This is a genomic window from Bifidobacterium anseris (assembly GCF_002860345.1).
GTDB lineage: Bacteria > Actinomycetota > Actinomycetes > Actinomycetales > Bifidobacteriaceae > Bifidobacterium > Bifidobacterium anseris.
The window spans coordinates 634,183-658,590 of sequence record NZ_NMYC01000005.1 but is presented as its reverse complement, the minus strand read 5'-3'; the positions used below and the strand labels follow the sequence as shown (position 1 = coordinate 658,590).

At 63.3% G+C, this 24,408-nt stretch carries 19 protein-coding genes and 1 tRNA gene; 6 read left to right on the top strand and 14 right to left on the bottom strand.

The window, feature by feature from the left end:
* Positions 1 to 20: 20 nt before the first annotated feature.
* Positions 21 to 1,298 carry a sensor histidine kinase gene (locus tag CGZ88_RS07890; RefSeq protein ID WP_026644595.1) on the bottom strand — a complete coding sequence of 426 codons (1,278 nt, stop codon included), beginning with the start codon at positions 1,296 to 1,298 and terminating at the stop codon, positions 21 to 23.
* Positions 1,299 to 1,425: 127 nt separating this feature from the next.
* On the opposite strand from CGZ88_RS07890, the gene phoU reads away from it, so the two are divergent.
* The gene (gene phoU, locus CGZ88_RS07885; protein WP_026644596.1) at positions 1,426 to 2,106 is read left to right on the top strand and encodes a phosphate signaling complex protein PhoU; all 681 of its coding nucleotides are present in this window, start codon (positions 1,426 to 1,428) and stop codon (positions 2,104 to 2,106) included.
* Positions 2,107 to 2,208: 102 nt separating this feature from the next.
* On the opposite strand, the gene CGZ88_RS07880 is transcribed toward phoU, so the two are convergent.
* Both CGZ88_RS07880 and CGZ88_RS07875 read right to left on the bottom strand, forming a co-directional pair.
* A complete protein-coding gene (locus CGZ88_RS07880) occupies positions 2,209 to 3,204 on the bottom strand; it encodes a zinc-binding dehydrogenase (protein ID WP_101671524.1) in 996 nt (331 codons plus the stop codon).
* Positions 3,201 to 5,354 (bottom strand): oleate hydratase, encoded by a 2,154-nt coding sequence (locus tag CGZ88_RS07875; RefSeq protein ID WP_101671523.1) that lies wholly within the window; start codon positions 5,352 to 5,354, stop codon positions 3,201 to 3,203. Before CGZ88_RS07875 ends, CGZ88_RS07880 begins: the two co-directional genes overlap by 4 nt.
* A gap of 477 nt (positions 5,355 to 5,831) precedes the next feature.
* On the opposite strand from CGZ88_RS07875, the gene CGZ88_RS07870 reads away from it, so the two are divergent.
* Complete coding sequence (locus tag CGZ88_RS07870) at positions 5,832 to 7,187, top strand: 3'-5' exonuclease (RefSeq protein WP_101671522.1); 1,356 nt, start codon at positions 5,832 to 5,834, stop codon at positions 7,185 to 7,187.
* Here the strand turns inward: CGZ88_RS07870 and CGZ88_RS07865 are convergent, their stop codons facing one another.
* Together CGZ88_RS07865 and CGZ88_RS09160 are read right to left on the bottom strand one after the other, a co-directional pair.
* A complete protein-coding gene (locus CGZ88_RS07865; RefSeq protein ID WP_026644599.1) occupies positions 7,188 to 7,664 on the bottom strand; it encodes a hypothetical protein in 477 nt (158 codons plus the stop codon).
* A gap of 12 nt (positions 7,665 to 7,676) precedes the next feature.
* The gene (locus CGZ88_RS09160) at positions 7,677 to 8,537 is read right to left on the bottom strand and encodes an NADPH-dependent F420 reductase (protein WP_231371378.1); all 861 of its coding nucleotides are present in this window, start codon (positions 8,535 to 8,537) and stop codon (positions 7,677 to 7,679) included.
* A gap of 257 nt (positions 8,538 to 8,794) precedes the next feature.
* On the opposite strand from CGZ88_RS09160, the gene CGZ88_RS07850 reads away from it, so the two are divergent.
* Genes CGZ88_RS07850 through CGZ88_RS07840 form a run of 3 tightly spaced genes read left to right on the top strand, consistent with a single transcriptional unit; the run spans position 8,795 to position 12,040 of the window.
* A complete protein-coding gene (locus CGZ88_RS07850) occupies positions 8,795 to 9,415 on the top strand; it encodes a hypothetical protein (RefSeq protein WP_026644601.1) in 621 nt (206 codons plus the stop codon).
* The gene (locus CGZ88_RS07845) at positions 9,399 to 10,379 is read left to right on the top strand and encodes an McrB family protein (protein ID WP_101671521.1); all 981 of its coding nucleotides are present in this window, start codon (positions 9,399 to 9,401) and stop codon (positions 10,377 to 10,379) included. Before CGZ88_RS07850 ends, CGZ88_RS07845 begins: the two co-directional genes overlap by 17 nt.
* A 2-nt stretch (positions 10,380 to 10,381) precedes the next feature.
* Positions 10,382 to 12,040 carry an McrC family protein gene (locus CGZ88_RS07840; RefSeq protein WP_101671520.1) on the top strand — a complete coding sequence of 553 codons (1,659 nt, stop codon included), beginning with the start codon at positions 10,382 to 10,384 and terminating at the stop codon, positions 12,038 to 12,040.
* Between the two features lie 798 nt (positions 12,041 to 12,838).
* On the opposite strand, the gene CGZ88_RS07835 is transcribed toward CGZ88_RS07840, so the two are convergent.
* From CGZ88_RS07835 to lysS, 5 genes are all read right to left on the bottom strand, one after another.
* Entirely contained in the window at positions 12,839 to 13,579 is a 741-nt protein-coding gene (locus tag CGZ88_RS07835; protein WP_026644602.1) for a phosphoglyceromutase, read from the bottom strand.
* A 98-nt stretch (positions 13,580 to 13,677) separates the two neighbouring features.
* Positions 13,678 to 14,739, bottom strand: a complete 1,062-nt coding sequence (gene menA / locus CGZ88_RS07830) for a 1,4-dihydroxy-2-naphthoate octaprenyltransferase (protein ID WP_243390107.1) — start codon at positions 14,737 to 14,739, stop codon at positions 13,678 to 13,680.
* A 191-nt stretch (positions 14,740 to 14,930) separates the two neighbouring features.
* Positions 14,931 to 15,806, bottom strand: a complete 876-nt coding sequence (locus CGZ88_RS07825) for a hypothetical protein (protein ID WP_101671519.1) — start codon at positions 15,804 to 15,806, stop codon at positions 14,931 to 14,933.
* A gap of 162 nt (positions 15,807 to 15,968) precedes the next feature.
* A complete protein-coding gene (locus tag CGZ88_RS08915; RefSeq protein WP_133120921.1) occupies positions 15,969 to 16,865 on the bottom strand; it encodes a hypothetical protein in 897 nt (298 codons plus the stop codon).
* Positions 16,866 to 17,087: 222 nt separating this feature from the next.
* The gene (gene lysS, locus CGZ88_RS07810) at positions 17,088 to 18,689 is read right to left on the bottom strand and encodes a lysine--tRNA ligase (RefSeq protein WP_101671611.1); all 1,602 of its coding nucleotides are present in this window, start codon (positions 18,687 to 18,689) and stop codon (positions 17,088 to 17,090) included.
* A 300-nt stretch (positions 18,690 to 18,989) separates the two neighbouring features.
* On the opposite strand from lysS, the gene CGZ88_RS07805 reads away from it, so the two are divergent.
* Positions 18,990 to 19,066, top strand: a tRNA-Pro gene (locus CGZ88_RS07805).
* A 389-nt stretch (positions 19,067 to 19,455) separates the two neighbouring features.
* On the opposite strand, the gene CGZ88_RS07800 is transcribed toward CGZ88_RS07805, so the two are convergent.
* From CGZ88_RS07800 to CGZ88_RS07785, 4 genes are all read right to left on the bottom strand, one after another.
* Positions 19,456 to 20,355 (bottom strand): ABC transporter permease, encoded by a 900-nt coding sequence (locus CGZ88_RS07800; protein ID WP_101671516.1) that lies wholly within the window; start codon positions 20,353 to 20,355, stop codon positions 19,456 to 19,458.
* 4 nt (positions 20,356 to 20,359) lie between these two features.
* The gene (locus CGZ88_RS07795) at positions 20,360 to 21,121 is read right to left on the bottom strand and encodes an ABC transporter ATP-binding protein (protein ID WP_243390117.1); all 762 of its coding nucleotides are present in this window, start codon (positions 21,119 to 21,121) and stop codon (positions 20,360 to 20,362) included.
* A 346-nt stretch (positions 21,122 to 21,467) separates the two neighbouring features.
* On the bottom strand, positions 21,468 to 22,313 hold the full coding sequence (locus tag CGZ88_RS07790; RefSeq protein ID WP_101671514.1) for a hypothetical protein: 846 nt from the start codon (positions 22,311 to 22,313) through the stop codon (positions 21,468 to 21,470).
* A gap of 18 nt (positions 22,314 to 22,331) precedes the next feature.
* The gene (locus CGZ88_RS07785; protein ID WP_165778737.1) at positions 22,332 to 24,206 is read right to left on the bottom strand and encodes a PspC domain-containing protein; all 1,875 of its coding nucleotides are present in this window, start codon (positions 24,204 to 24,206) and stop codon (positions 22,332 to 22,334) included.
* Positions 24,207 to 24,408 lie beyond the last annotated feature (202 nt).

Sequence of the window (24,408 nt, the reverse complement as noted above, 5' to 3'; positions counted from 1 at the left end):
GCGCCGTCCGACGCGCCCGCCTACTGTGCTTTCGCCATCGGCAGCACGAGGCTGAAGGTGCTGCCCTGCCCCGGCCGGCTCCACACCTGCACGCTGCCGTGGTGCGTCAGCGCGACGTGCTTGACGATCGCCAGTCCGAGACCTGCGCCGTCGCCCGTCCTGCCGTTCTGGTTGCGCCCGCGGTAGAACCGTTCGAAGATCCGCTGCTGTTCGTCCTCCCCGATGCCGCATCCTCTGTCGATGACGCGGATGACGGCGTCGCGTCCGTCGCGGCTCGCGCGCACGTCGACGCTGACGGTCGCCCCGCCTGGCGAGTATCGCAGCGCGTTGTCGAGCAGCTTGCCGATCGCGGCGCGGATCTGCGCGCTTTCGCCGTGCACGACGAGCGTGTCGTCGCCGCGCACGATGATGCGCTGCCCGTGTTCGGCGGCGAGCGGCCGCGCGACATCGACGGCCGCCTGTACTTCGGCGAGCACGTGCAACGTGTTGGCGGCGGTCGGCTCGATCTGCTCCTGCGCTTTGATGAGCAGCATAAGGTCGCCGATCATATGGTCGATGTAGCCGATCGTGCGGCGCACGTTGCGCGCGTCGCGCGCGATCTGCGCTTCGTCGAGGCCGCCCTTCTCGAGCGTCGCCGCCAAATGCTTGAGTTCGTCGCTCGGCTGCACGAGGCGTTCCGAGACGTTCGTGATGAAATCGTCACGCACCTGCGCGAAGCGCACGGCTTCGCTGACGTCGTCAAGCAGCACGACGACGAGTCCTTCCGAGATCCTGCCGACGGTGACGTTGAGCCAGTTCGGCCTGCTCACCGTGCTGATGCTCGGCCGACCGTCGTCGTCGGTGACGTCGGCGAAGCGGCGCGGCGTGCGCGTCATCAGCTCGAGCGTGCGCCGGCCGCCGTGTTCGCGCACGTCGCGGATCGCCTCGGCGATCGGCACCGACACGATCGCGTCGTCATCGACTACGCCGAGGCGGTAGGCGTCCGGGTTCGCGCGCACGACCTCGTCCGTCTCGTCGACGACGACCGCGGCGGCGGGGATCATCGTCAGCAGCGCCGCCGTCGAATCCTGCAGATCGTCGTCGGCGTCGTCGTCATCGTCGTCGGCGTCGCGCTTCCTTCTGCCCCCGCGCCACCGCGACCAAACGTCGCTGATGCGTTCCGACAGCGGCATGCCGTCACTCGCACGCGTGAACAGCGGCGTGAGCAGATCGACGAGCAGGATCCCCAATCCGATGAGCGCGCCGATGGCGAACAACGCGAAGGCCGCGGCGATGATGGCGGACGTTTCGATATGCATACCGCTATTGTGGCACACCATCGCGCCGGATGCGGGCTCACGGTTGGCTTCGGCCGGCGCGTCCCTTACACTGGTGACACGGCAGGCCGCCGCAGGAAGGCGCGGCCGATGAACGAAAGGCGGGAAGATGCGCGTTATCTTCAATGAGGGGCTCAAGGCCGTCGCGGACGACCTCGATCATATGGTGCGCAACGTGCGCGACGCGATCCACGGTGCGGGGGCGGCGCTGCTCAGCCAGGATCTCGACGCCGCGCAGAAGGTCATCGACGACGATGCCGCGACCGATGCGCTGTCCACGTCGATCGTCGACCAGTGCGTCGAGCTGCTGGCGCGGCAGAACCCGGTCGCTACCGATCTGCGTGTCGTCGTCTCGACGATGCGGCTCGCGATCACCTTCGAACGCATGGGCGATCTGGCGCGACACATCGCCGAGGCCGCGCGCCGCACCTATCCGGATTCGCCGCTGCCGGCGAACGCCATCGATCTGTTCGCGCAGATGCAGGACTTCCTCGATGTGACCGCCGACCGTCTCGTGACGATGCTCGCCGACCGCGACACGCACACGGCCGACGAGATCATCCATGACGACGACCAGCTCGACGAGCTGCATCGCAAGACGCTGATGCTCGCGCAGTCCGAGGATTTCCAGGGCACGAACCAGCAGCTCATCAACGTCGTGCTCATCGGACGCTTCATGGAGCGTCTCGGCGACCATTCGGTCTCCGCCGCGCGCCGCGTCGTGTTCATCGTCTCCGGCTTCGACCCGTCGAAGGAGCCGGCGCGTGACGAAGGCACCGATATCGACTGATTGACGTCGCTGCGCGCCGCCCACACCGTTGTGGACGGCGCGTGCAAGTTGTCCCCAGATCCGTTGTGGATACTGGGGACAACTTGTATTTGTGTTCGCCGATCAGCGATTGATGTCGACGACGAGCTTGCCGGTGACGCGATGCTCGGCGAGCGAACGCAGCCCCTCGACGAGGTCGGCGAACGGCAGCACGCCGGTGACGAGCGGATCGAGTTCGCCCTGCGAGACCATCGACAGCACGTCCGAAGCCATCGTACCCAGATCATGCTGCTCAATCGGATTGCCGGAGGCGTGCGCGCCGCCGAGGTTGACGACGTCGATGCTCAGGCCGCGCCCGAACATCTGCCCTGCCGAGATCTGCGGCACGTCGACGATCGTGACGAGCTGGCCGTTGTAGGCGAGCCGTTCGAGGTCGCGCTGCGCCTCCGCGGCGCTGACAGTGTCGACGATGAGGTCGGCGCCGAGGCCGCCGGTCAGTTCGCGGATGCGCGCATCGACGTCCTCGGTGCGGTAGTCGATGACCACGTCCGGCCGCACATGTTCGCGCACGAAGTCGACGTTGCGCGTCGAGCACGTCGTGAGCACGGTGACGCCGTGCATCTTCGCGAGCTGCGCGGCGATGCCGCCGACTGCGCCGGAGCCGCCGTGGACGAGCGCGGTGCGCACGAGGTTGAGGTTCGGCTTGCGGTTGATCGTCTGGTAGGCGGTGAGCGCGCCGCACAACAGACCGGCGGCGGTCGTGTAGGGCACGTCGTCCGGGATGAGCGCGAGCTCGTATGCCGGTGCGCTCACGTATTCAGCGAAGCAGCCGTCGCAGCGCAGGTCGCCGTGCCCGGCGACGCGCATGCCGACCTTCCATGTGTCCTCGACGCCTTCGCCGATGGCGACGATCTCGCCGGCCACGTCGAGTCCGAGGACATGCGGATACGTCCAGGAAGCGTTACCGCCTTCGGTGAGCTTGTAATCGACCGGGTTGAGGCCGGCCGCGTGCACCTTCACGAGCACATGGCCGGGCCCGGCGACCGGTTCGGGGACGTCGGCGAGCCTGATGGCATCGATGCCGCGCGACTGCGCGTCGGGAATCACATACGCCTTCACTTGGCGTCCTTTCCGTTTGCGTCGGAGGCAGCCTCCGGCGCGGTGAAGCGCTCCTCGGCCTCAGGCCCATCGGAGCCGGCGGGCTGCGGGTCGACGCTTTCCTGCGCCGGCGTGATCGCGGCGGCGGCCTCTTCGGCGGCCTGATCCGGGAAGGCGGCCTTCTCGGCCTCCTTTGCCTCCTTCATCAGACGCTCCTCGTCGGCCTGACTGAACGACATGTCGAAGCGCATGCCCGGCTTCATGTCCACCGGATGCTGCGGGTCGGCGATCGCGCCGAAGGTCTTGAGCATCTCGTAGATGTAGGTGCCCTTCGTGCGGTTGAGCGCGACCTCGATCGCCTTGCGTTCGATGCCGTTGCGGCCGAAGGTCGTCAGCGGCTCGCCATCGCGCAGCTTGACGGCCGCGTTGAGCATGTCGCGCACGTCGTATTCGCTGTTCCACACCTCGGGCACGCCGCGATCGACGTCGCACAGCGTGTAGACGGCCTCCATGCCGGTGCGCATCGAATATTCGGTCGTGAAGATCGTGTCGCGCGGCTCCTCGGCGAACTGGCCGATGAACGCGAAGTTGACGGCGCCGTCGGGCACGACGTCCGGGCGGTCGCCGAGTTCGCGCGGCATGAAGAACGCGTCGACGTACGGCATCATGACCGGGATCGTGTTGCAGTGCTTCGAGGCGAGCTCGTGGATGCGGTCGGTCGGCACGCCCAGATGGTAGAGCCATTCCTCGCAGATCTCCTCGCCCGTGCAGTCCTGCATCTTCTTACGGATGTAGTTGCCCGGGTTGTCCGGCAGCAGCGCGTCGATCCAGACGCTGATCTGGTCAGCCGGCTGGTCGCGGAACTGCTGCTGGCGGTTAATCGTCCAGCTCATCAGCCAGTTGGAGTCCTCGACACTGACGATGCCGCCGGTCACCGTGTGGCCGCCGAAGGGCGAACGTCCGGTGATCTTCTCGATGTATGGGATGATCTCATCGTCGAGCGTCGTCGCGGTCGCGCTCATCCACTTCGTCAGGTTCGGGTCGTAGATGAACTTCTCCGGGTGGCCGAAGCTCGGGTCGACGGCGGCGATGCGGTTCCACGTGTCCCAGCCGTTGCCCGGCTTGAGCGACGGGTCGAAGCCGGCCGGCGTGTTCTGGTTGCCTTCGGTCGTCGATTCGACGAGGCCGCCGTTCGTGATGAAGACGAAATCGTCCTCGGTGAGTTCAATCGTCTTGCGTTCGTTGTTCTTCAGGTCGGTGATGACAAGCGTCTTGGCGACCTTCTTGTTCGGCGTCGAGTACGGATTGCGCGGGAAGGCGCCGTTCTCGGCCTGCGCGCGGGCGATCTCGTCCATCGCGACGTTCGTGAACTCGCGCTTGGGTCCCATCTCGGTCTCGCTGACCTCGAAGGTCACGTCGTCGACCGACGTCTGCATGTGGAACTGCACATCATGCGCCTTCAGATAGTTCATCAGCGGCAGGATCATCGACTCGTACTGGTTGTAGCGGGTGAAACGCAGCGCCGAGAAGTCCGGCAGACCGCCGATGTGGTGGATGAAGCGGTGGATGTAGCGGTGCATCTCGAGCGCCGACTGCCAGTTCTCGAACGCGAACATCGTGCGCCAGTACAGCCAGAAGTTCGAGTTGAGCACCTCGTCGTCGAAGTAGTCGGTGATCTTCTTGTTCGCCAGCTCGTCCTCGGTGGCCAGATACAGCTTGAGGATCTCCATGACGGCCTTGTCGGACAGGCCGAACTTGCGGTCGGTGTGCGCGTCCTGGCCGCGCCCCTTCGTCGCGCGGCACTTCGAGAAGTTCGGATCCTCCTTGTTGAGCCAGTAATAGTAGTCGAGCATCGAGACGTCCTCGTCCTCGATGCTCGGCACGTCGCGGTAGACGTCCCACATGACCTCGAAGTGGTTGTCCATCTCGCGGCCGCCGCGCATCACATAGCCTTCGCCCTTGATGAACGCACCGTCGAGCGCGCCGCCCGGCAGCACGTCCTTGTCGAAGACGTGGATGTTCTTGCCCGGCATCTGCGCGTCGCGCACGAGATAGAACGCGGACGTCAGCGCCGCCAGTCCGGTGCCGATGATGTAGGCGCTCTTGTGCTCGACGCCCTCGGGCTTCCTTGGATGGGCGAACGCCTCGAAATTGCCTGCCGAATAGTACATGGTTCCTCCTTCGCGCGGTTCGTTCCACGACGGTTGCTGATTCACGCGTCATCTTGCCGACGCTCCGTCTCCTATTGTCCGTCTATTCCCTCTCGCCGTGTGGAATCTATGCTGTTAGCAAGGTTGCCGGCCTTTTCTCGCCAAAGTGCAGCATGCACGACCGCACTCGCGCGCCGCTCCCCCTCATCCTTCACCCCTCTTCTTCCTCCTCTCTTCACCTCCCTTCCCTCCTGCCCATCTTCGCACAACTCGGTATTTCGTCCGTATTCTTGAGTTGTGCTTTTTCGATTCACGCACAACTCAAGAGAACATGCAGATTCCTCGAGTTGTGCGAACAAAACCAGCGGATGCTCAATCAACAAGCACGCACAACTCGAGAATACGGTCGAAATATCGAGTTGTGCACGACCACACATCCGCGCACGGGAGGCTGCGGGTAGGCTGGATACAGTCAATCAACCGGTCGAGGAGTCAGCAATGGAATTCAGGAACATCATCGCGCGCACGGATGCGGGATTCGCATATTTCGAGCGACTCGCGAGCGCCACGCAGGCGGATGCGGACGTGTGGGCGCGCGCAGTCGGCGGCGCGTCGGTGTTCCTCACCGACGATCTGCTCAACCTCGGTGTGGACGTGCGCGATGTGCTCACGGTCGTGTCCAACGAACCGCTGCGCATCTCAATCGAAGGCCAGCCGATGCAGAACGCCGCCGACCCGCTCCACGCCGACGCGGAACAGCTGTATGCGCAGACGTTCCGACGTTGGCATCAGAGCGCCTCACTCGCGCACACGATGGAGCGCGTGTGGTACGCTGCACGCACGCCGGCGGACATGGATGCATTGCCGAGCGCTGATGCGCTCCGTCTGCTCACTTGGCAGCTGCGCGATGCGCACGACGAGCTCGACTGGCTCGCGCGCGAAGTCGGCGAGGAGACCGCCGCGCGCATCCGCGAGTCGGTCACCGGACCGCAGCCGCCGCGCACGCCGTACACGAAGCAGCCGATGCCACGGTTCAAGCCGTGGGAGATGCGCAAGCCATGGCTGATCTACGAGGAGATCGCCGAACTGCAGAACCGCGACGTGCAGGATGTGCGCACCGCCGTCGAACACCGCGTGAGCGACGGCATGACGCTCGAGGAGTCGCTCGTCACCGAGTACGGCGCGCACCCGACCGCCGGCGTGCTCGTCGGAATCGATCTGGAGACGACGGGACTCTCGCCGGCGTCCGACTACATCGTGGACGCCGGCTGGGAGCGGTTCGACATGACCGGCGGCCGCGGATTCGACGCACACCGCGAGCAGTACGGCGTGAGTATAGAGCGCGCGGCTCTCGGACTGCGTGAGGCCACCGTCGAACTCAACGGCATCACCGCGGAGTCGCTCGCCGGACTCGTGCCGTTCCAGGAGGACCTCGCTGCGCAGCGCGAGGTGATGGACGCGCTTTCCGGCGCGGTCATGGTGGCGCACAGCGCGAATTTCGAGAAGAAGTTCCTCACCGGCAACTGCGCGGGGTTCGCGGAGGCAGTGCGCGCGGGAGACATCCGGATTCTCGACTCGCGCAAGGTGGGCGTGCACAGCGACGACTACCGGTTCCGCGGATTCCGGCTCGACGACTACGCGCGCAGATACGGCGCGCTGGGTGATGACCGCGAGCGCGCGGTGGCCGGCGCGGACGGAGAGCCGCTCACGCTCGACCAGGGCGAGAGCGAGCGGCACCTCGGACTGGAGGACGCGCACATCATGATGCGCGCGATGTTCAACCAGCAGAAGGCTCTTCATGACCGGTATCTCGCCGGCGAGCCGGTCATGAAGGACGACGTGAGCGAGGAGTGACTACTTCGTCTTCGTTGACGTCTTCGTTGACTTGGGCGGCCGCACTGATCCGCGCTTGATTGTGAGCGGCAGTTCCTTGAGGTCGTCGTACGCGAGCGTCATCGCCGCGGTGACTCTGTCTTTGTCGAGTCCGCGTTCGCTGATGACCTCGTCGAGCGCACCCGCGTAGTCCCGCTTGAATCGGTCGTTGATTGACTTCCAGTCGACGTCCCTGAACTGTTCAGAGAGCGAGCCGTCGAGCGGAAGCCGACCCCGCAGCATGAGCACGGCGATGATCGGGTAGCCGGCGTAACCCTGCCAGTAGGTGGCGTTGTCGTTGGACGTGTACGTGTCGCCGTCGAACGTGACGGTGTACGTCTTCGCCTCGTTGGAGGACTCGACGAGCGCGCGGCCAGCGTCGGGCTCGAGCCGGACATGGCCGTCCGCGATGGCCGTCCACGCTTCGGGAATCTTCTCGATCGGTGGCAGTTTGGTCATGGTCGTCACCGCTCACTTGACCATGCGGAAGCCGCCGTCGAAGCCGATCTGCTTCGCGAACATCATGCGCAGCTGCAGGCGCCCGAGCGCCTCCATGTCGCGCGCCTCAGCGATGTCACCGGCGTCGATGACCTCGAGCGGGCTGCCGTCGAGCGCCTTGGCGAGCGACTTCTTGGCGGCGTCGCTGTCACCGGCCATGAGCACCTGCGCGGGCTTGCCGTCGGCCATCGTGCCCGCGTTCAGGCTGACCGCGGTCGTCGTGTTGAACGCCTTGATGATGTCCGCGTCCGGAATCCTCATCTTGAGCTGGAGTGACGCAGACATGTCCGCGGGAAGGAGCAGCTTGAAGGTCTCGAAGTCGATCGGGTTGGTCGCGTCGACGATGATCCGCGAGTTCAGCTGGTCGCGGTAGCGGTCGGTGATGTCGTCGAACGCCTGGTACGGGACGCCGAGCACGACGATGTCGCCAAGCGTTACACCTTCTCGTGGGTGATGTACTGCACGGTGTTGCCGGCGAGCTCGAAGTTCTTGCCGACTGCGGTGGCGAGATTGCCGTGGCCGAAGATCGTGATGTTCATGGGCGCCTCCTTGGGTGCGCTGTGCGCTGATGTTCTGGCTGACTGAGGCACAATATAGGTCATGTGCGCGGGAGTGGGTGGCGGAATGCTCTGTGGGCTGCAAGGAATGAATCGTAGTATGGCATGTTCTGGCGGCTGATTGATCGGCAGATGTCGCGCACAACGGCGAATTACGGGCGTATTTCGCCGTTGTGCATTCTGCAGTCCTCGGAGGGGCGTCAATCTGCGCTGTTTTTGCGCGGTTCTGATTTATTTTGTTTGATTCTAATTCTATTTCTGACTGACATGTTCGCATTTGTGTGATATTCTCAATCCATCTCGGAAGCCCGCGCGCACAACGGCGAAATACGCTCGTATTTCGCCGTTGTGCGTGATCCTCGTCATGCGCAGGATGTCGACTCGGCGCCGGAATCAGCAATGGGCGTTATCCTCGCGAATCGCAATATGACACGTCGTCTCGAACGCAACAGCCCCGATGACACGGCGCCACATGCAAAATTAGAAAATTGCACTAATATGTATGGTTAACCGACAACACAAAGGAGTAGGGAAATGACTACAGCTGAAGTTACAACCGGCATGGATACGCTCGAAGACCGCTATCGCAAGCTTCGCTTGGCACTTGTGGTGTTCAAGGAATATGCCCATCTGGAAGCACAAAGGAAGGCACACGGCGAGAGCCTCGCACCGCAGCAGAACTACTCCGACAGCCACGGCGAGCGTTTCGAAAACACCGCTTTCATCGAAGCCGTCAAGGAGAATTGCGGCATCGATCTTCAACTGGGGTGGGAGCAACTCACCCCTGACGTCACACTCAACATGCACTTCGTGGGGCAGTTCACCGCGATCAACACCACCCGAAGCACCTACATCAACGTCAATGCCACATGGATCAACATCCTTGCCAGTTTCAATGATGACAAGACGGAAGTCACCGGATTCCAGGCATGTGCCGCACCCAAAGAAGATGCCGACAACTATGCGGACTACGTCTCAACCATCAAGCTTTATCCCCTCAACGATAAAGATTACGCATCAATCAAGGATCTTGGAATCGACAAGGACGAACTGGATAATCCAGACACTATGCCTGCACTGCAAAACCTTTACCATCGCCTGATCGATATCTACAACTTTTTTCAAGCGGGAGAGCAGCATGACGGTCTCAATTAAAGAGAACATCGAGAAAGCTGACCTCAACCACACTAATCTCATCTTCCACGGAGCGCCCGGCACCGGCAAGACTTTTGGCGTGCTCAAGGCTGTCACGGAACTCATCGACGGCAAGGAATATGGTGCTGACTTCACTCAGGAAATGATGGTCGAACGACTACGAGCGGCACAATCAGATGATCGTTCTCGCTTCCGCTTCGTGCAGTTCCATCCGAGCTATGACTACACGGACTTCGTGGAAGGGCTTCGTCCAAATCCGAAAGGCAACGGCTTCTCTCTGCAGGCAGGAACCTTTATGGAGTTCTGTGCGAATGCACGCAATGATCAGAATAATCGTTACTACTTCATCATCGACGAAATCAACCGCGGCGATGTCTCGAACATCTTCGGCGAGCTGTTCTTCCTTCTGGATGGCGGATACCGGGAAGTTGGCATCGACACGCAGTACGCCAATATGCATCAAGTCGAGTTGGCGGATGGAGAGACCTTCGCCCAGCGCTATCTTGATGGTGGAAAGTTCACCATTCCGGAGAACGTAACGATTATCGGCACGATGAACGATATCGATCGAAGCGTCGACTCATTCGACTTCGCTATGCGCCGTCGCTTCAACTTCATCAACATCAGTGCTGAAAACAGCCGTGAGATGCGTGAGGATTTCGACATCACGACGAACAGCTACCAGAAAATGGCAAAGCTCATGGATGCCATCAACAAGGAGATTCGTGAGACCGATGGTCTCGGTGAATCCTATGAACTCGGTGCATCCTACTTCCAGGATCTCGCCAAAGCAGCTAACAATGACCCTGAAGAATATAACAAGGCAAAAGCCGAGACATGGGAAAACCGCGTTAAACCGCTGCTCACCGAGTACCTTCGCGGTTCGACCGATGATAACGCTCTTGGTAGATTCAGTGATATCTGGTACAAGTCCGGGATTTCTGAATCGGATGATCAGGAATAGGCATGATGACTCAGCCAAACGAGTGGGAACCCTGGATTTCCCATAGTGGTGATCTCTCCTATCTCGCTGCGGACAACTCTGTTCTGGATCTCTCTTCAAAAGAAGAGAGATCCAGAACAGATATCTCAAACGGGGTCATCTCCCTCGAGGAAGCATTCAGGCAGGGCCCAATCACATCTGCGGATGCGCAAGATGAACCTGTTGAATCCCCACAAGAGAGCACAGCGGCTCCGGGACTTACCCAATCGCAGATTGATTTCGTCCAGCACCAGCTCATCGACACCAAGGTGCGGGAGAACAGGCATTGGTTCTACTTCAGCGATGAGAAGCATAACGCCGATCTCAGAGACAAGTACGTTCTGGGTTACGGCCCGTGGGTCAACAGTCCGAAGCTGCATCTTTATACGCAGAACATCGCGGGACTAATCCGAAATAACGACGGCACCTTCCAGATGTCCATCTCCTCGCGTTTCTCACGTGATGAGAACGGCCGGCCGGTTCACATCGGCAAGGACTGGTTCTTCAACTACATGATGGAGCGCGTGCTGCACTTCAATCTGCTCAATCTCGATTTCGACGCGAATCCGAAATCGGCATGGACGATGCTGCTGCGACTCATGTTCCCGTCATTCCTCAAGAACGCCGTCTCGAAGGGCATCTTCCGCCAGTACGTCCGCCGATACTATAACGATCCAAGACCGCGCGGAAGAATCGATGTGGCACGTCATATCCGCAAGAACACGCCGTTTCTCGGATCGGTCGCTTATAGCACACGCGAATTCGACGCCGACAATCCGGTGACGGAGCTCATCCGGCACACCATCGAATTCCTTGATTCTCAGGATTCCGACACTCGCAGGATTCTGCATCAGGATCAGAAGACACGAAAGGCTGTGGAGCAGATCCGTCAGGCGACGCCGCATTATGAGTCGGACGAGCGGCAAAAAATCATCAGCGAGAACATACGCAAGCCGGTACTCCACCCGTTTTATCAGGATTACCGCACGCTGCAGCGACTGTGCATCGAAATCCTGACGAATCGCGGCGTTGAGTTCACGGAATCATCGAGCGAGTACACACCGAACGGCATTCTCTTCAACTGCTCGTGGATGTGGGAGTCCTACCTCAACGTGCTGCTGCACGATCATCTGCCGCAGATAATTGCAGTCGAGCACCCGGACAATGCAAGCAGCGAGCATGGGTACCACACTTATGTTGGAGAGGGCGGGAAGAAAACCATGTACCCGGATTTCCTTCTCGACTATCGCAATGGGACAGACAATATTGTTGTTGCGGATGCCAAGTACAAGATGAGCGACACACCGGAACGCGATGATCGACTGCAGCTGCTTGCCTATATGCTTCGCTTCGACGCCAATCTCGCCTTCCAGCTTAACCCGATCTCCGATTTGAAAGTGGCCGAAGCATACTCGGATAGGCAGCTGGATGTGCTTACCGGCTGTGATCTTCTACACGGCGGATCAGCGAAACGACCGGAGGATGCACCCAAGCGTGTCGCCGTGTATCGACTCAATGTCGGGCAGGCGGGGATCGAATCATACGATGACTACCGTGAGAGGATGCAGACTCGCGAGCAACAGTATGTTGAGGCGATGGTGAGGGAAATCGAGAGGGTCTCATCACCCGACAGCGCCCGATAGCATCTTGACCATCGTGTACATGGGCAGCGGAGTTGACTGCTCCGACGGCTCATGACCAGACGGTGGGAGCCGTCATACGCCGTCGGTCCCATCCGTATCATGGACGTTGCGGTATCCCTGCCCTTCATCTCGGAGACCGATTGATCCACTGCATGGGTCGAATCGTACCGGGAGAGGATGAAGGAATCCGGAGCCGCCCATGGCATGGGCGGCTCCGTACCCAAATCAGATGCCGAGCACACGGAATCATCCAGAACATGGACGAAACCGCGTTCGGAAAAGTCACAGCGATACGGCTTTATCCCTGATATGGGCGGAAACGTACCTATAGATAAGCGCATGCAACCTAGCCCGCCCAAGACACGGATGGAAGCGTGCTCGGAGAAGGTCCACGGATACACAATCACCCGAACTGCGGATGATTTCGTGCCTGAGGCAGGCATCAGGAATACCAAACTGCCCGGGACGCGGATGAGAAAGTACCCGGAGCGAGGGCAGCGATACGGCCCCATCCTTGGTACGGGCGGAAACGTGCCCGCGAACCCTCGTACGTCAACGAATCCACCCTGGATCCGGATGAGAACGGGCCCGTAGAGAAGGCACGCAGACGTATCCGCCCCAACCATGGATAACTCCGTACCCGAAATCTGCGCCGACGGAACCGAAGCCCTAGCCCAACGGGAATCAAAGGAAAACAAAGGAAACAGACAGTAAAAAGTCGCCCCGAAACGAAACGTATCGGGGCGACTCAATCGCCGAATCAGAGAATCAGCGGAAAGTCAGCGAGCAGTCAAAGACTCACTTCTGGCCCTGGGCCGCGACAGCGGCAGCACCGGCGGCAGCGGCCTCGGGATCGAGGTACTCGCCACCCTTCTTGATCGGCTTGAAGTTCTCATCGAGCTCATAGACGAGCGGGATCGCGGTCGGGATGTTGACCTTGGCGATCTCCTCTTCGGTCAGACCGTCGAGCATCTTGACAATCGCGCGCAGCGAGTTGCCGTGGGCGGCGATCAGGACGGTCTTGCCGCTCTTGAGCTCCGGGATGATCTCGGCATCCCAGTACGGCTCGACGCGGGCCACGACGTCGGCGAGGCACTCGGCTTCCGGAACCGGATCGCCGGCGTAGCGCGGATCGTTGTTCTGCGCGTACTTGTCGTTCGGATCGATCTCGGGCGGCGGGGTGCCGTAGGAGCGGCGCCACAGCATGAACTTCTCGTCGCCGTACTCCTCGCGGATCTCGGTCTTGTTCTTGCCCTGCAGCGCGCCGTAGTGGCGCTCGTTGAGACGCCAGTCACGCTTGACCGGAATCCACAGACGATCGGCCTCGTCGAGCGCGATGTTCGCCGTGTTGATTGCGCGGCGCAGCAGCGACGTGAAGACGATGTCCGGCAGGACACCCTTTTCCTTCATGAGCTCGCCGCCGTGCTTGGCTTCCTCGCGACCCTTTTCGGTCAGCGGGACGTCAACCCAGCCGGTGAACTGATTTGTCTTGTTCCATTCGCTCTGACCATGTCGGAGCAGTACCAGTTTGTATGTCATACGCTTCAGTCTAGCGTTGCGTGCTGCCAAATCGGCGCGTCGAACAGCCACACGTTTCACATGACGTTTCACGCACGCCGCGACGTTCGGATCATCAATCAGATCATCAATGCGAATCCGTTGAACGTCAGCGCCGTCGCGAGCGCGAGCAGCCCGAGCGAGCGCATCGCGCGCATATAGTTGCGCTTGGCGATGTCGAGCGCGGCGAACCATCCAGTGAGCAGCGCGCACACGGCGCCGAGGATGCCGAGGAACGCGGTGAGTACGGACAGATGCGCGAGCCGCTCCCCCTGTACGCTCGTCGCCGCCCACGCGACGGCCGCGCCGAGCGAGACGATCGCGATGAGCGCGATCGTGCACACGGTGCCCCAAGTGCGGCCCATGCGCACGGCCCACGTGCGCTTGCCGGCCGCGCGATCGGTGTCGATGTCGCGCAGATTGTTGACGCACAGCACGGCGACGGCGACGACGCCGATGGCGGCCGCGCCGACCCATGCGGCCGCGTCGAGTGCGCCGGCGATCGCGTAGGTCGTGCCGAGCGTGGCCACGAGTCCAAAGAAGACGAACACGGCGACCTCGCCGAATCCCATATATCCATAAGGACGACGGCCGCCGACGTAATACCAGCCGGCGGCAAGGCATAGCGCCCCGACGACGATGAGCCACCAGTATCCGGTGATGACGACGACGGCGAGCCCGCATGTACAGGCGAGCGCCGCGTTGACGACGGCCGCCGCGAGCACGTGCCGCGGGGGCACGCCGGATACGACGAGGCGTGCGGGCGGCACCTCCATGCGGTCGGCCGGCGTGTCGAGATCGTCATCGAGCCGCGCGGCGATCGCACCGGCCGCGCGGTGCGCGTCGGTGCCGCGGATGCCGTCGGAGTAGTCGTTGACGAAATTCGCGGCGATCTGCAGCAGCATCGCGACGAGCAGACACAGCACGGCGACGGCGGCGATGCGCGCGGTGTCCGGCACGCACGACGCGCCGCCGGTGAGGACCGTGCATCGCGACGACGCGGCCGCGCGCTCGCGCACGATGCCGACGCCTGCGGCGGTGCCGATCCACACAGGGGCGACGCTCAGCGCGAGCGTGCGCACGCGCATGCCGCTGATGTACTGGTCAATGGTCACTGTGTCCTGCCTTTCCACATCCGCCATGAGTCGTCGGCGTTCCACACTACGCGCGTCGCGGCGTTTGGCAAACGTCGGCACGCCGATGAGCCACGAAGACCTCCACATTCCGTGGAGGTCTTCGTGGCTCATCGATATCGATATGACCGCCGCGGCGCAGCGGTCGTTCATCATCGATTCAGCTGTGCATATGCAGCATATTCAGCTGTGCAGCACGCTCAGGCGTTGGCGCCCGGCATCGTCGGCGGCATCGTCGGCGCGGACGGCGCCGTAGGGGCGGCCGGGGCCGTCGGGAACTGGCCGGTCGGCACTGCCGCAGCGGCGGGCGCGGCCGGAGCCTGCGGCTGGTTCGGCACACCGAACTGCCAGTTGCTGTTGTCGGTCGTGCCGACCGGCTGCGTCGGCGGGACACCGGACTGCCAGCCGTTGTTCACATAGGCGTTCGTCGGTGCCGGATAGGAGGTCGGGATCGGCGCGGTCGGGCGGGCGGTGCCGTTGGTCAGCTTTGTCTGCTGCGATTCGAGCCACATCGCGATGATCGTGCCGGCGAGCATGAAGATGACGGCGAAGAGCATCAGATAGAAGCCGATGTGGTAGTTCGCATAGCCATGCGTGTTGAACGAGCCCCAGGCGATCTGGTCGATGAAGAGCACGGTATAGACGATCGCGAGCGTCAGAGGAACGGCTTTGTTGTCGATGAACGCGAGTCCGGCGATCGTGACGGTGAGCACGAGGAACTGCCAGCCGAAGAAGACATAAGGCGAGCCCGAGGCGATGAGCGCCAGCGTCTCGCGTGAATACCCCTTCGAGGAGAAGAACGGCACGAACACGGCGATGACGCCGAGCAGCGCGCCGAAGAACGTGATGAAGTCGGCGTAGATGATGTGCAGCTTGCCGAGCTGGATGCGCGTGGCCAACGTGGTCTTGATGTCGGCGTTCTGCTGGCGCGGCGCGCTCTGCGGCGGCATGTACGGGGCGTTCTGCGCGTACTGCGGCTGCGGTGCGCCGAAGGGAGCCTGCGGCGCTGGACGCTGTGCCGCCGGCGCGCCCTGCGGGGGCATCGGTGCGCCCGGCTGCTGCTGATTCGGGTCCATGATTCCTCTTTCTTCCTGTCGATTGACGATTACGATGTTCACTCTACATGCCGCGCCTCATTTTTCGCTGACCGCACCATCCCGCGGTCACCTCCCCCGCAACGAAAAACCGGCCCCGAAGGACCGGTTTCATATCATCGTCGTTTCATCGTCGTATCGATGTCACTGCTGCTGCGGCGACTGCGACGTCGGCGCCTGCGGATTCGGCACGTCGCCGTAGGCCGTCTGCTGTTCGACGACGACGTCATCGGCGCCGGTCGGCGAGGAGGGATCGGGCACCTGATAGACGTCGGTCTGCGACACTTCGGTGACCGAAGCCGCCGGCGGAACGGGCGCGGCATACGGCGGCAGCGACGCATCGGCCGCCGACGCGGCCGGAGTCGGCACAGTCGACGCCGCAGCAGCCGGTGCCGCATACGACGGCGCGGGCGCCGCAGGGGCGACCGGCGCCTGCGGCGCAGCGGGAGCGGGCGGCGTGCCCATCGGATACGGCGCCACCGGCGCGGCCGGAGCGGCGCCCGGCGTCGACGCGGCCTGCGTCTTCTTGAGCTGCATCATGTTGTAGAACTCGATGCCCGTCGCGATGAGGATGACGAACACGGTGACGGCCCACAGCCAGTACCCCGCGCCGTAGCTCACCTTGACCTGCACGAGGTCGGAATACGACGACGCCTCGCCGGCGACATGCCCGGTGTTGACCGTCTCGAACAGCCACAGCAGGAAATTCAGCACGGCCACGACGAACGCCGCGAGCGCCTGACGGATGACGGCGAGCACGGCCACGGCGATAGCGAGGATGAGGACGATCCAACCGTCGCCCTGAATGAGGCTGACCGTCTGCGAGAATAAGCCGCCGACCGAGACGGTCACGCACGGCAGGAACATCGCGATGATGGCGAGGACGGCGGCGACGACCGTCGTGACGGCGGCGACCGAAACACCGAGATTGCCGACCTTGACCTTCGGATCGCTCAGTTCGCGCAGTGTACGCTGCATGTCGGGCGCAGGCTGCGGCGCCGACGGCATCGGCGGCACCTGCGGCTGTTCGTTGAAACTCATGATCTTTCCTCTTTCTCTTGTCAAAAAGACGCATGCTCCCACCGGCGAACGCCGCCGGCACAAGTGCGACCACCGTATCAGGAAACGCGCGCGAGGCGCAAAACAGACATCGCCGATTCTGGACATCCCCGATTAGCCGCCCCCGCATACGACGGCGCGTCTCGCACGGCCGGTATGCGGATGCACCCGGACGCGCGAGACGCGCCGAAGAGGAATCGAGGCTCAGCTGTTGAGCGGCTTGACGAGCGGGAACGTGATCGTCTCGCGGATCGTGGCTCCGGTGAGCGCGATGAGCAGACGGTCGATGCCCATGCCCATGCCGCCGGCCGGCGGCATGCCGACGCCGAGCGCCTCAAGGAAGTCCTCGTCGATGTCGCAGGCCTCCTCGTCGCCGGCGAGCGCGTCCTTGGCCTGCGCGACGAAGCGTTCGCGCTGCACGATCGGGTCGTTGAGCTCGGAGTATCCGGTCGCCAGTTCGAAGCCGCGCACGTAGAGGTCCCATTTCTCGACGACGCCCGGCTTGGAACGGTGCGCCTTGACGAGCGGCGACGTCTCGACCGGGAAGTCGCGCACGAAGGTCGGTTCGTAGAGCTTGTCCTCGTAGAAGTGCTCCCACAGGTGTTCGACGAGCTTGCCGTGGTTCTCGACCTCGTCGCGTTCGACGCCGAGCTTGTCGGCGATCGCGCCGAGTTCGGCGACGCTCGTCTCCGGCGTGATCTCTTGGCCGAGTGCTTCGGAGAGCGAGTCGTACATGCTCATCTGCTTCCATTCGCCGCCGAAGTCGTATTCGGTGCCGTCGAGCAGCGTGACCTTCGTCGAGCCGAAGACGTCGATCGCGGTCTTCTGCACGAGCTCCTTGACGAGCTTGGCGATCGTGTCGTAGTTGCCGTAGGCCTCGTACGCCTCGACCATCGTGAACTCCGGCGCGTGCGTCGCGTCGACGCCTTCGTTGCGGAAGTCGCGGTTGATCTCGAAGACGCGGTCAATGCCGCCGACGAGGCAGCGCTTGAGGAAGAGCTCCGGCGCGATGCGCAGATAGAGGTCGAGGTCGAAGGCGTTCATGTGCGTCGTGAACGGGCGCGCCGCCGCGCCGCCGTGGATCGTCTGGAGCATCGGCGTCTCGACTTCGAGGAAGTCGTGCTCCTCGAAGGTGTGGCGCAGCGAGGAGACGGCCTTCGAACGGTTGCGCACCATGTTGCGGATTTTCTCGTCGGCGATCATGCCGATGTACGGCTTGCGCGTGCGTGTGTCCTCGTTGAGCTCCTTGTGCAGCGTCGGCAGCGGCTGCAAAGCCTTCGCGGCGATCGCCCATTCGTCGGCGAAGATCGACAGTTCGCCGGTCTTCGACGCGATGACGCGGCCCTTGACGAACAGATGGTCGCCGAGGTCGACGAGCTGCTTAAAGAGCTTGAGCGAATCGGCGCCGATCTGCTTCTTCGAAAGCATCGCCTGGATCGTCGTGCCGTCACCTGCCGCGAGCTGCACGAAGCACAAGCCGCCGGCGTTGCGGATGAACAGGACGCGGCCGGCGATGCCGACGACGTCGTCGGTCTCCTCGCCCGCCTCGAGCTTGCCGTCCCACTTGGCGCGCACCGCGTCGATCGTGCTCGTCACATCAAGCGAGACCGGATACGGGTTGAGGCCGTCCTTGAGCATCATCGCACGCTTGGCGACGCGTATCTGCACCTGTTCGGGGTGCGCGAGCGGCCCGAATTCCTTGTTCGACGGGTCGATGGCCTCGTCAAGCGTCGCGCCCTCGTCGATGCGGCGCGCGATCGCCTCATCCTGCTGGAGCAGCAGTTCGGCGCGTTCGACGGTGCTCATCGACGGCGCCGCGACCTCCTCGTCCTCGACGATGACGGTCTCGTCGGCCTGCGTCCCGGCAAGCGCTTCCTGTTCGTTATGCGTGTTCTGTTCGGTCATGTCCTCGTGTTCGTCCTTTTCGCGCGCATATGCGCACACATATGCGTCCTATGGATATGGGCTCGGTATAGCGCACCAGTGTAACCACCCGCCACTACACGCGTCGAGGCCTCTCCTCCTACCGCGCAACGGTCGCGACACGCCGAAGTTGCAATTCCTTCACAGATGCGTAAACTATCACCTGTTGCCGAAAAGCAACATCGGGCTGTGGCGCAGCTTGGTAGCGCGCTTCGTTCGGGACGAAGAGGCCGCGAGTTCAAATCTCGCCAGCCCGACCACTTCACAAGCCTCACCTTCGGGTGAGGCTTTTCGCGTATCTGCCCCAGTTCGCGGCTTCGTCCGGCCCCGCCGGCTCCGCCCCGCTCCCCTCCTCTGCGTCCCGTTCCATCACCCCCGTCCACGATTCGCCCCACAACCAGCCTGATTTCCGGGCCGACCCGTCGACCAGCTCGACAACTCGCCCCGAAGCGGGTCATCCCGTCGGCCGTGTCGACGAACCAACCCACAAACGGCCCACTTTCCGGGTCGACCCCTCGACCACGTCGACAAACCAACCCGGAGCGGGCCACTCCCTCGACCGTGTCGACAATCCGCCCCACAACCGGCCTAGTTTCCGGGTTGGTTCGTCGACTGCCCCGACGAACCGGCCCGCAGCGCAGACGCCGCCCTACCGCATCGAGGCGCGCTGCTCCTGCGCGGCGGCGCGCTGCGCGTCCTCGGGCTTTTCGTCGGGATGCACGTCCTTGCGCAGCTGCACGAAATCCTTGAAGCTGAGCTTCTTCGCCGGCTCCGGCACGAAGTAGCGGTCGTAGGAGATGAAGCAGCGCTTGTAGATCAGCGCGATGATGATCGAATCCGCGACGAGCGTCAGCGCCGCGACGGCCGCGAGGATGACGAACTGGTATTTCGCCGCGCTCACCGGGCTTTTGCCGGCGATGATCTGGCCGGACATCATGCCCGGAATCGTCACGATGCCGCTCGACGCGAGCATCGCGACCGATGGCAGCAGGCCGAGGCGGATCGACGAGATCATCGACGGTTTCGCCGCTTCCCATTTCGTGGCGCCGAGCGCGAGCATCGTGTTCACCTCCGCGTATCGTTCGCGCATCGATTCGAAGAAGCGGCTCAGGCCAAGCGCGAGCGCGCTGACGGTGTTGCCCAGCAGCATGCCAGTGAGTGGGATGATGAGCTGCGGCGCATACCACGGCTTAGGCCGCACGATGAGTTCCGCGACGATCGCGAGCATGAGCAGCATCGTCACGACGAGCGACAGCAGCACGATGACGACAAGTCCCTTCGGCGCGCCCGTCGCGCGTCCCATCGTGATCTGCACGGCCGCGAGCAGCATGAGCGCGACGAGTCCGATGACGAGCCACACATTGTTCTGCCTGATCACGTATTCAAGGATGAAGCCCATCGCGAGCAGCTGCACGAGCGAACGCGCCGTCGCCCAGATCAGCGATTTGGCGACGCCCGTCTTCATCAGCGCCGAAATGCCGGCGGCGACGATCACCATGACGACGGCCGCGACGAGTCCCCATATGTCAATGTCGAAATACGATTCCATCAGTTCACTCCCCGTTTCCATCCGTCGCGTTTCCGTCCGCCGAAGCGCCGTTGGCAGCAGAAGCCGCCCCGACGACGTCCGCCCGCTGCGCTGCGGCGACCTGCGCGGCCGTCGGCAGCGGCACTTCACGCAGCACGCCGTCCTTGAGCACCATCATGCGCGTCGCGCGGCCGTCCGGCGCGCGGTGCCGGATGCGTACGACGGCCGTGCCCTCCTGCGCTGCGAGCTTGAGCAGATCGGCGACTTTGTCCGCGTTCTCCTCGTCGAGTCCGGCGTCGACTTCGTCGGCGAGCAGCACGCGCGGTTTCGTCAGCAGCGTGCGCGCGAGGCTGACGCGCGCCGCCTGACCGCCGGACAGGTCGCGCGGCGGCCTATCGAGATCGATGTCCTGGCAGCCCATGCGGTCGAGCGTCGCACGGATATGCGCGTCGGAGAGCATGTCCTTCGGCTCGTTCGCGCGTTCGCTCTGCCTGATTTTGAACGTCCACGGCAGCCGGATCGCGTCGGCGACCGTTTCTCCGATGAGCGTCGACGTCTGCGGCAGATAGGCGACGTTGATGCGCCACTGCTGCGGCGTGAACGCGTCCGAATTCTTGCCGTCGAGCGCGAATGTGCCGCTCGTGTGCACGTTGAGCCGCGCGAAGGCGGTGAGCAGCGTCGATTTTCCCGATCCCGACGGCCCGGTCAGGTCGACGACCTCGCCGCCGTCGACGTGGAACGACAATCCCTGAAACACCGTGGTTTCGCCGCCGCCGTGCCTGGGCATGACCGCCGTCACGTCATGCGCCGTGAACAGATGCCCCGCCGCCGTTTGTGCACCTGTGGATGCGTGCGATGCATTTCCTGTCTCGCTCACGACCTCACCTTCCATCGTTCGTTCGCTGATTGTTGTCCGTCCGCTGATTATTGCCACTGTAGCGCGCAACGCCGCCCTCCGCTGTTTTCCGCGCATGGCGCGGTGACGGCGAGGGGCGGCGTTGGTGTGAGTCCGCCGCGGCGATGGGTAATGGGTAACTGGAAAAGCGAAGTGCCGCGGCGCCGTGTGTCGAGCGATGGGTCCCGATAGTCTCCTTTCGTCGGATGGTTTCGTGAGGGTTACGGATATGGTCGGCTCAGCGGTCGGTGCGGCGTTCGTCACGACGACGGCCGCGCACATGGGCGATGAGGCCCCAGACGATCGCGACGACGCTGAGCAGCACGCCGAGCCCCATGAGCGTCCAGTTGACGATGCCACGCCAGTCGATGTAGTCGAGCAGACCGCTGTTCATCGTCGCCCCGACGAGGATCGTCAGCGCACCGAAGATCGTGACGACGACGCCGAACGCGATTGTGCCGGCGCTCGCGCCGCTCGGACGCACGATCTTGGGTTCCTCGGCCGGCTGCGGCGCGCTGTACATCGGCACTGCGGACGGTGGCGTCGGCTCCGACGGTGGCGTCGCGGCAGCCGTTGTATCAGCGGCGCTTGTCGTTGCCTCAGCGGCGTCCTCGTCGACGACGGTCACGTCCAGCGTTTCCGTACCGAAGGTCGTCGTATCAAGAACCGTATCGTCAAGCGTCGCTGTATCGAGCGTCGCAGTATCGTCGTCCGTCGCAGTGATCGCGGGCGCAGCATCCGACGACCACGACCATCCGGCCGACTGCACGGTCGTCAGCGGCTGCGTCTTGTCGTCGGCGTCCTGCTGCGGCATGACGCACGTCGGTGCAAGATCGTCGCCGCCCGTCTGTTCGATGACGACGGTCGTCGCGTCGTCAATCCTCGACTGCGCCGGCATTTCGCGCGTGTCGCCGTCGTCGGGCGTCGGCGCGGCGGCCGCGTCGACGTCGAAGTCGGCGAAGCGTTCGCTCAGCGGCATGTCCATCTCCGTCGTGACGTCCTCCGTCGTGACATCGCCCGCCGCGTCCTGCTGTGCGATGACCTCGGTGTCGTCATCATGCGTGTTGTGGTCTGTGTTGTTCATGATCCGTTTCCTGTCCGCTCACCACTGCGAGGCGTAGCGTACGGTGACGCCGCCCGAGATGAGCACGTTCGGTTCGATGATGAGTTCGGCTTCCTTCGGCGCCTTGTCCGCGCTCGCCGCGCACGGCCAGTAGCGGTCGGATTCGATGAGTTCTTTCATCTGCCCGTTCGCGTCCGCGGCGAGGTCGACCTTGCCGTCCTGCACGCTGACGCCGGTGCACAGGTCGGCCATCTTGCGTGATGTGAAGTACATGTCGTCGGTGTCGACCCAGGTCGTCGTGTCATCGCCGTCGCTCTCGTCGATGTCCTCATCCCTGTCGTCGGGATCGCCGACTTCGACCTCGATGCCGGGCATCCTCACATGGGTGTAGCCGACGATGTCGTCGTTGTCCCAGCCGACGATGTCGAACCGTCCGAGGGCGCTGCCGTTCGAGGAGAACGTGTACGGGCCGCCGACCGCATCGGTCGGGTATGCGCCCAGGATCTTCCACGAACATCCGTCGGGGATCGTCACGACGACGCGCGCGTTCGTCACCGTCATCGGGATGCGGCCCGTCGGGCACGTGCTCGTCCCGGGACGCCCATTGTTGAGCCATACCGTGTGCTTCTTCGTATTGGACAGGTTGACGCTCAGCTGGTTGTAGCGGTAGCTGTTGCCGGTGACGGCGATGCCGCGTTCGAGCTTCTTCCAATCGTCGGCCGACGACGTCAGCTCGACATTGCCGGCGGCGAGGCTGATTGGCGTGTAGTCGTGGTCGATGCTGTTCCTGTAGACGTTGACGGCGGTCCACGCGCCGCCGACCGCCATCGCGCACACGGCGAGGAACATCGCGGTCCAGGCGAAGGGATGCAGGCCGCCGGTGCGCCGTCCGGCGCATCCGAGCACGATGATGACGACGCCGAGCACGGCGCAGACGGCGCCCACATAGAGCACGCCCGGCTGCATCGCGCTGGCGAGCGACATGGTGTTGACGGCGAAGGAGCACACGGCCATCGAGATGATGATCAGCCCGAGCACAAGCAGGACGAGCATCGGGCCGGCCGGCTTGCGACGCATGGTCTTCACCGGCGCCGGTCGCGACGGCGGCGCGACATAGGTCGGCGGCACGGCGGACTGCGGTGCGGGGGCCGGCGGCACCGGCGTAGGCGGCACAGTGGACTGCTGCGCGGTCGCATAGTTCGGCGCAATGGGCTGCGGCATGGCGGGCGCGGCCTTGGTCGCGTCGGTCATGTCCACCGGCGCGCCGCCGCTCATATACATGTCGGGGCGAAAGGGACGGTCGTCCTGCCGCGCGGCGGCACCGGCGGCCGGCGCAGGCTGCTGCGGAGGCATCGCGCCACCGTACGGCATGTTTGCAGGCGGATTGCCCGGTCGGACGCCGTCGTTCACGGCGAAGCGCCTGCGCCCGTTGTCAACGAGCAGGAAGAACGCGAGCGCGGCGAACAGGAAGGCACCGAGGTTGATGCTCCACGATCCCCACCACAGGAAGCCGAATCCGCTGAACCCGCCGATGAGGATGCACAGGATGACGCCGACGAAGGACCAGTCCCAGTGGCCGTCGATCGCCTCTTCGAGCAGGATCCGGTGGTCGAGCTCGTCCGGCAGCAGCAGCCAACAGATGCCGTAGAGCACGGCGCCGAAGCCGCCGAGGAAGAAGGCTACGACCATGAGGACGCGCACGAGCGTCACGTTCCAGCCGAGTTCACGGGCGATCGCGCCGCACACGCCGGCGATGACGCGGTTGTTCGTGCGTTCGACGCGGCTTTCGCGAATCCAGCGGAAGAAGCTCGATTCCGGCTTCTGCGCGGTCGGCTGGGCTTGGGCAGTGTATTGCTGTGGACCCTGCTGACCGGGCTGCCCCTGCGGCCGCGGGTCGTTCTGTGTGTTGCTCATGTCTCCATTACAGCAGTTCGAAGGCGCGCAAAGCCTCCGGGGACACCCTGAATCATCCCTGATTCTTGACGTCGGGGCTCGGTTTTCTCCCTGAACGGCGGCACAATGGAGGCATGCACGACAGCTTTTCGACATGGACAGGCACAGGCGGCGCCTCCGCGGCGCGTGCGGCGGCCGACCGTCCGCTGTATCCGGCGCGGCT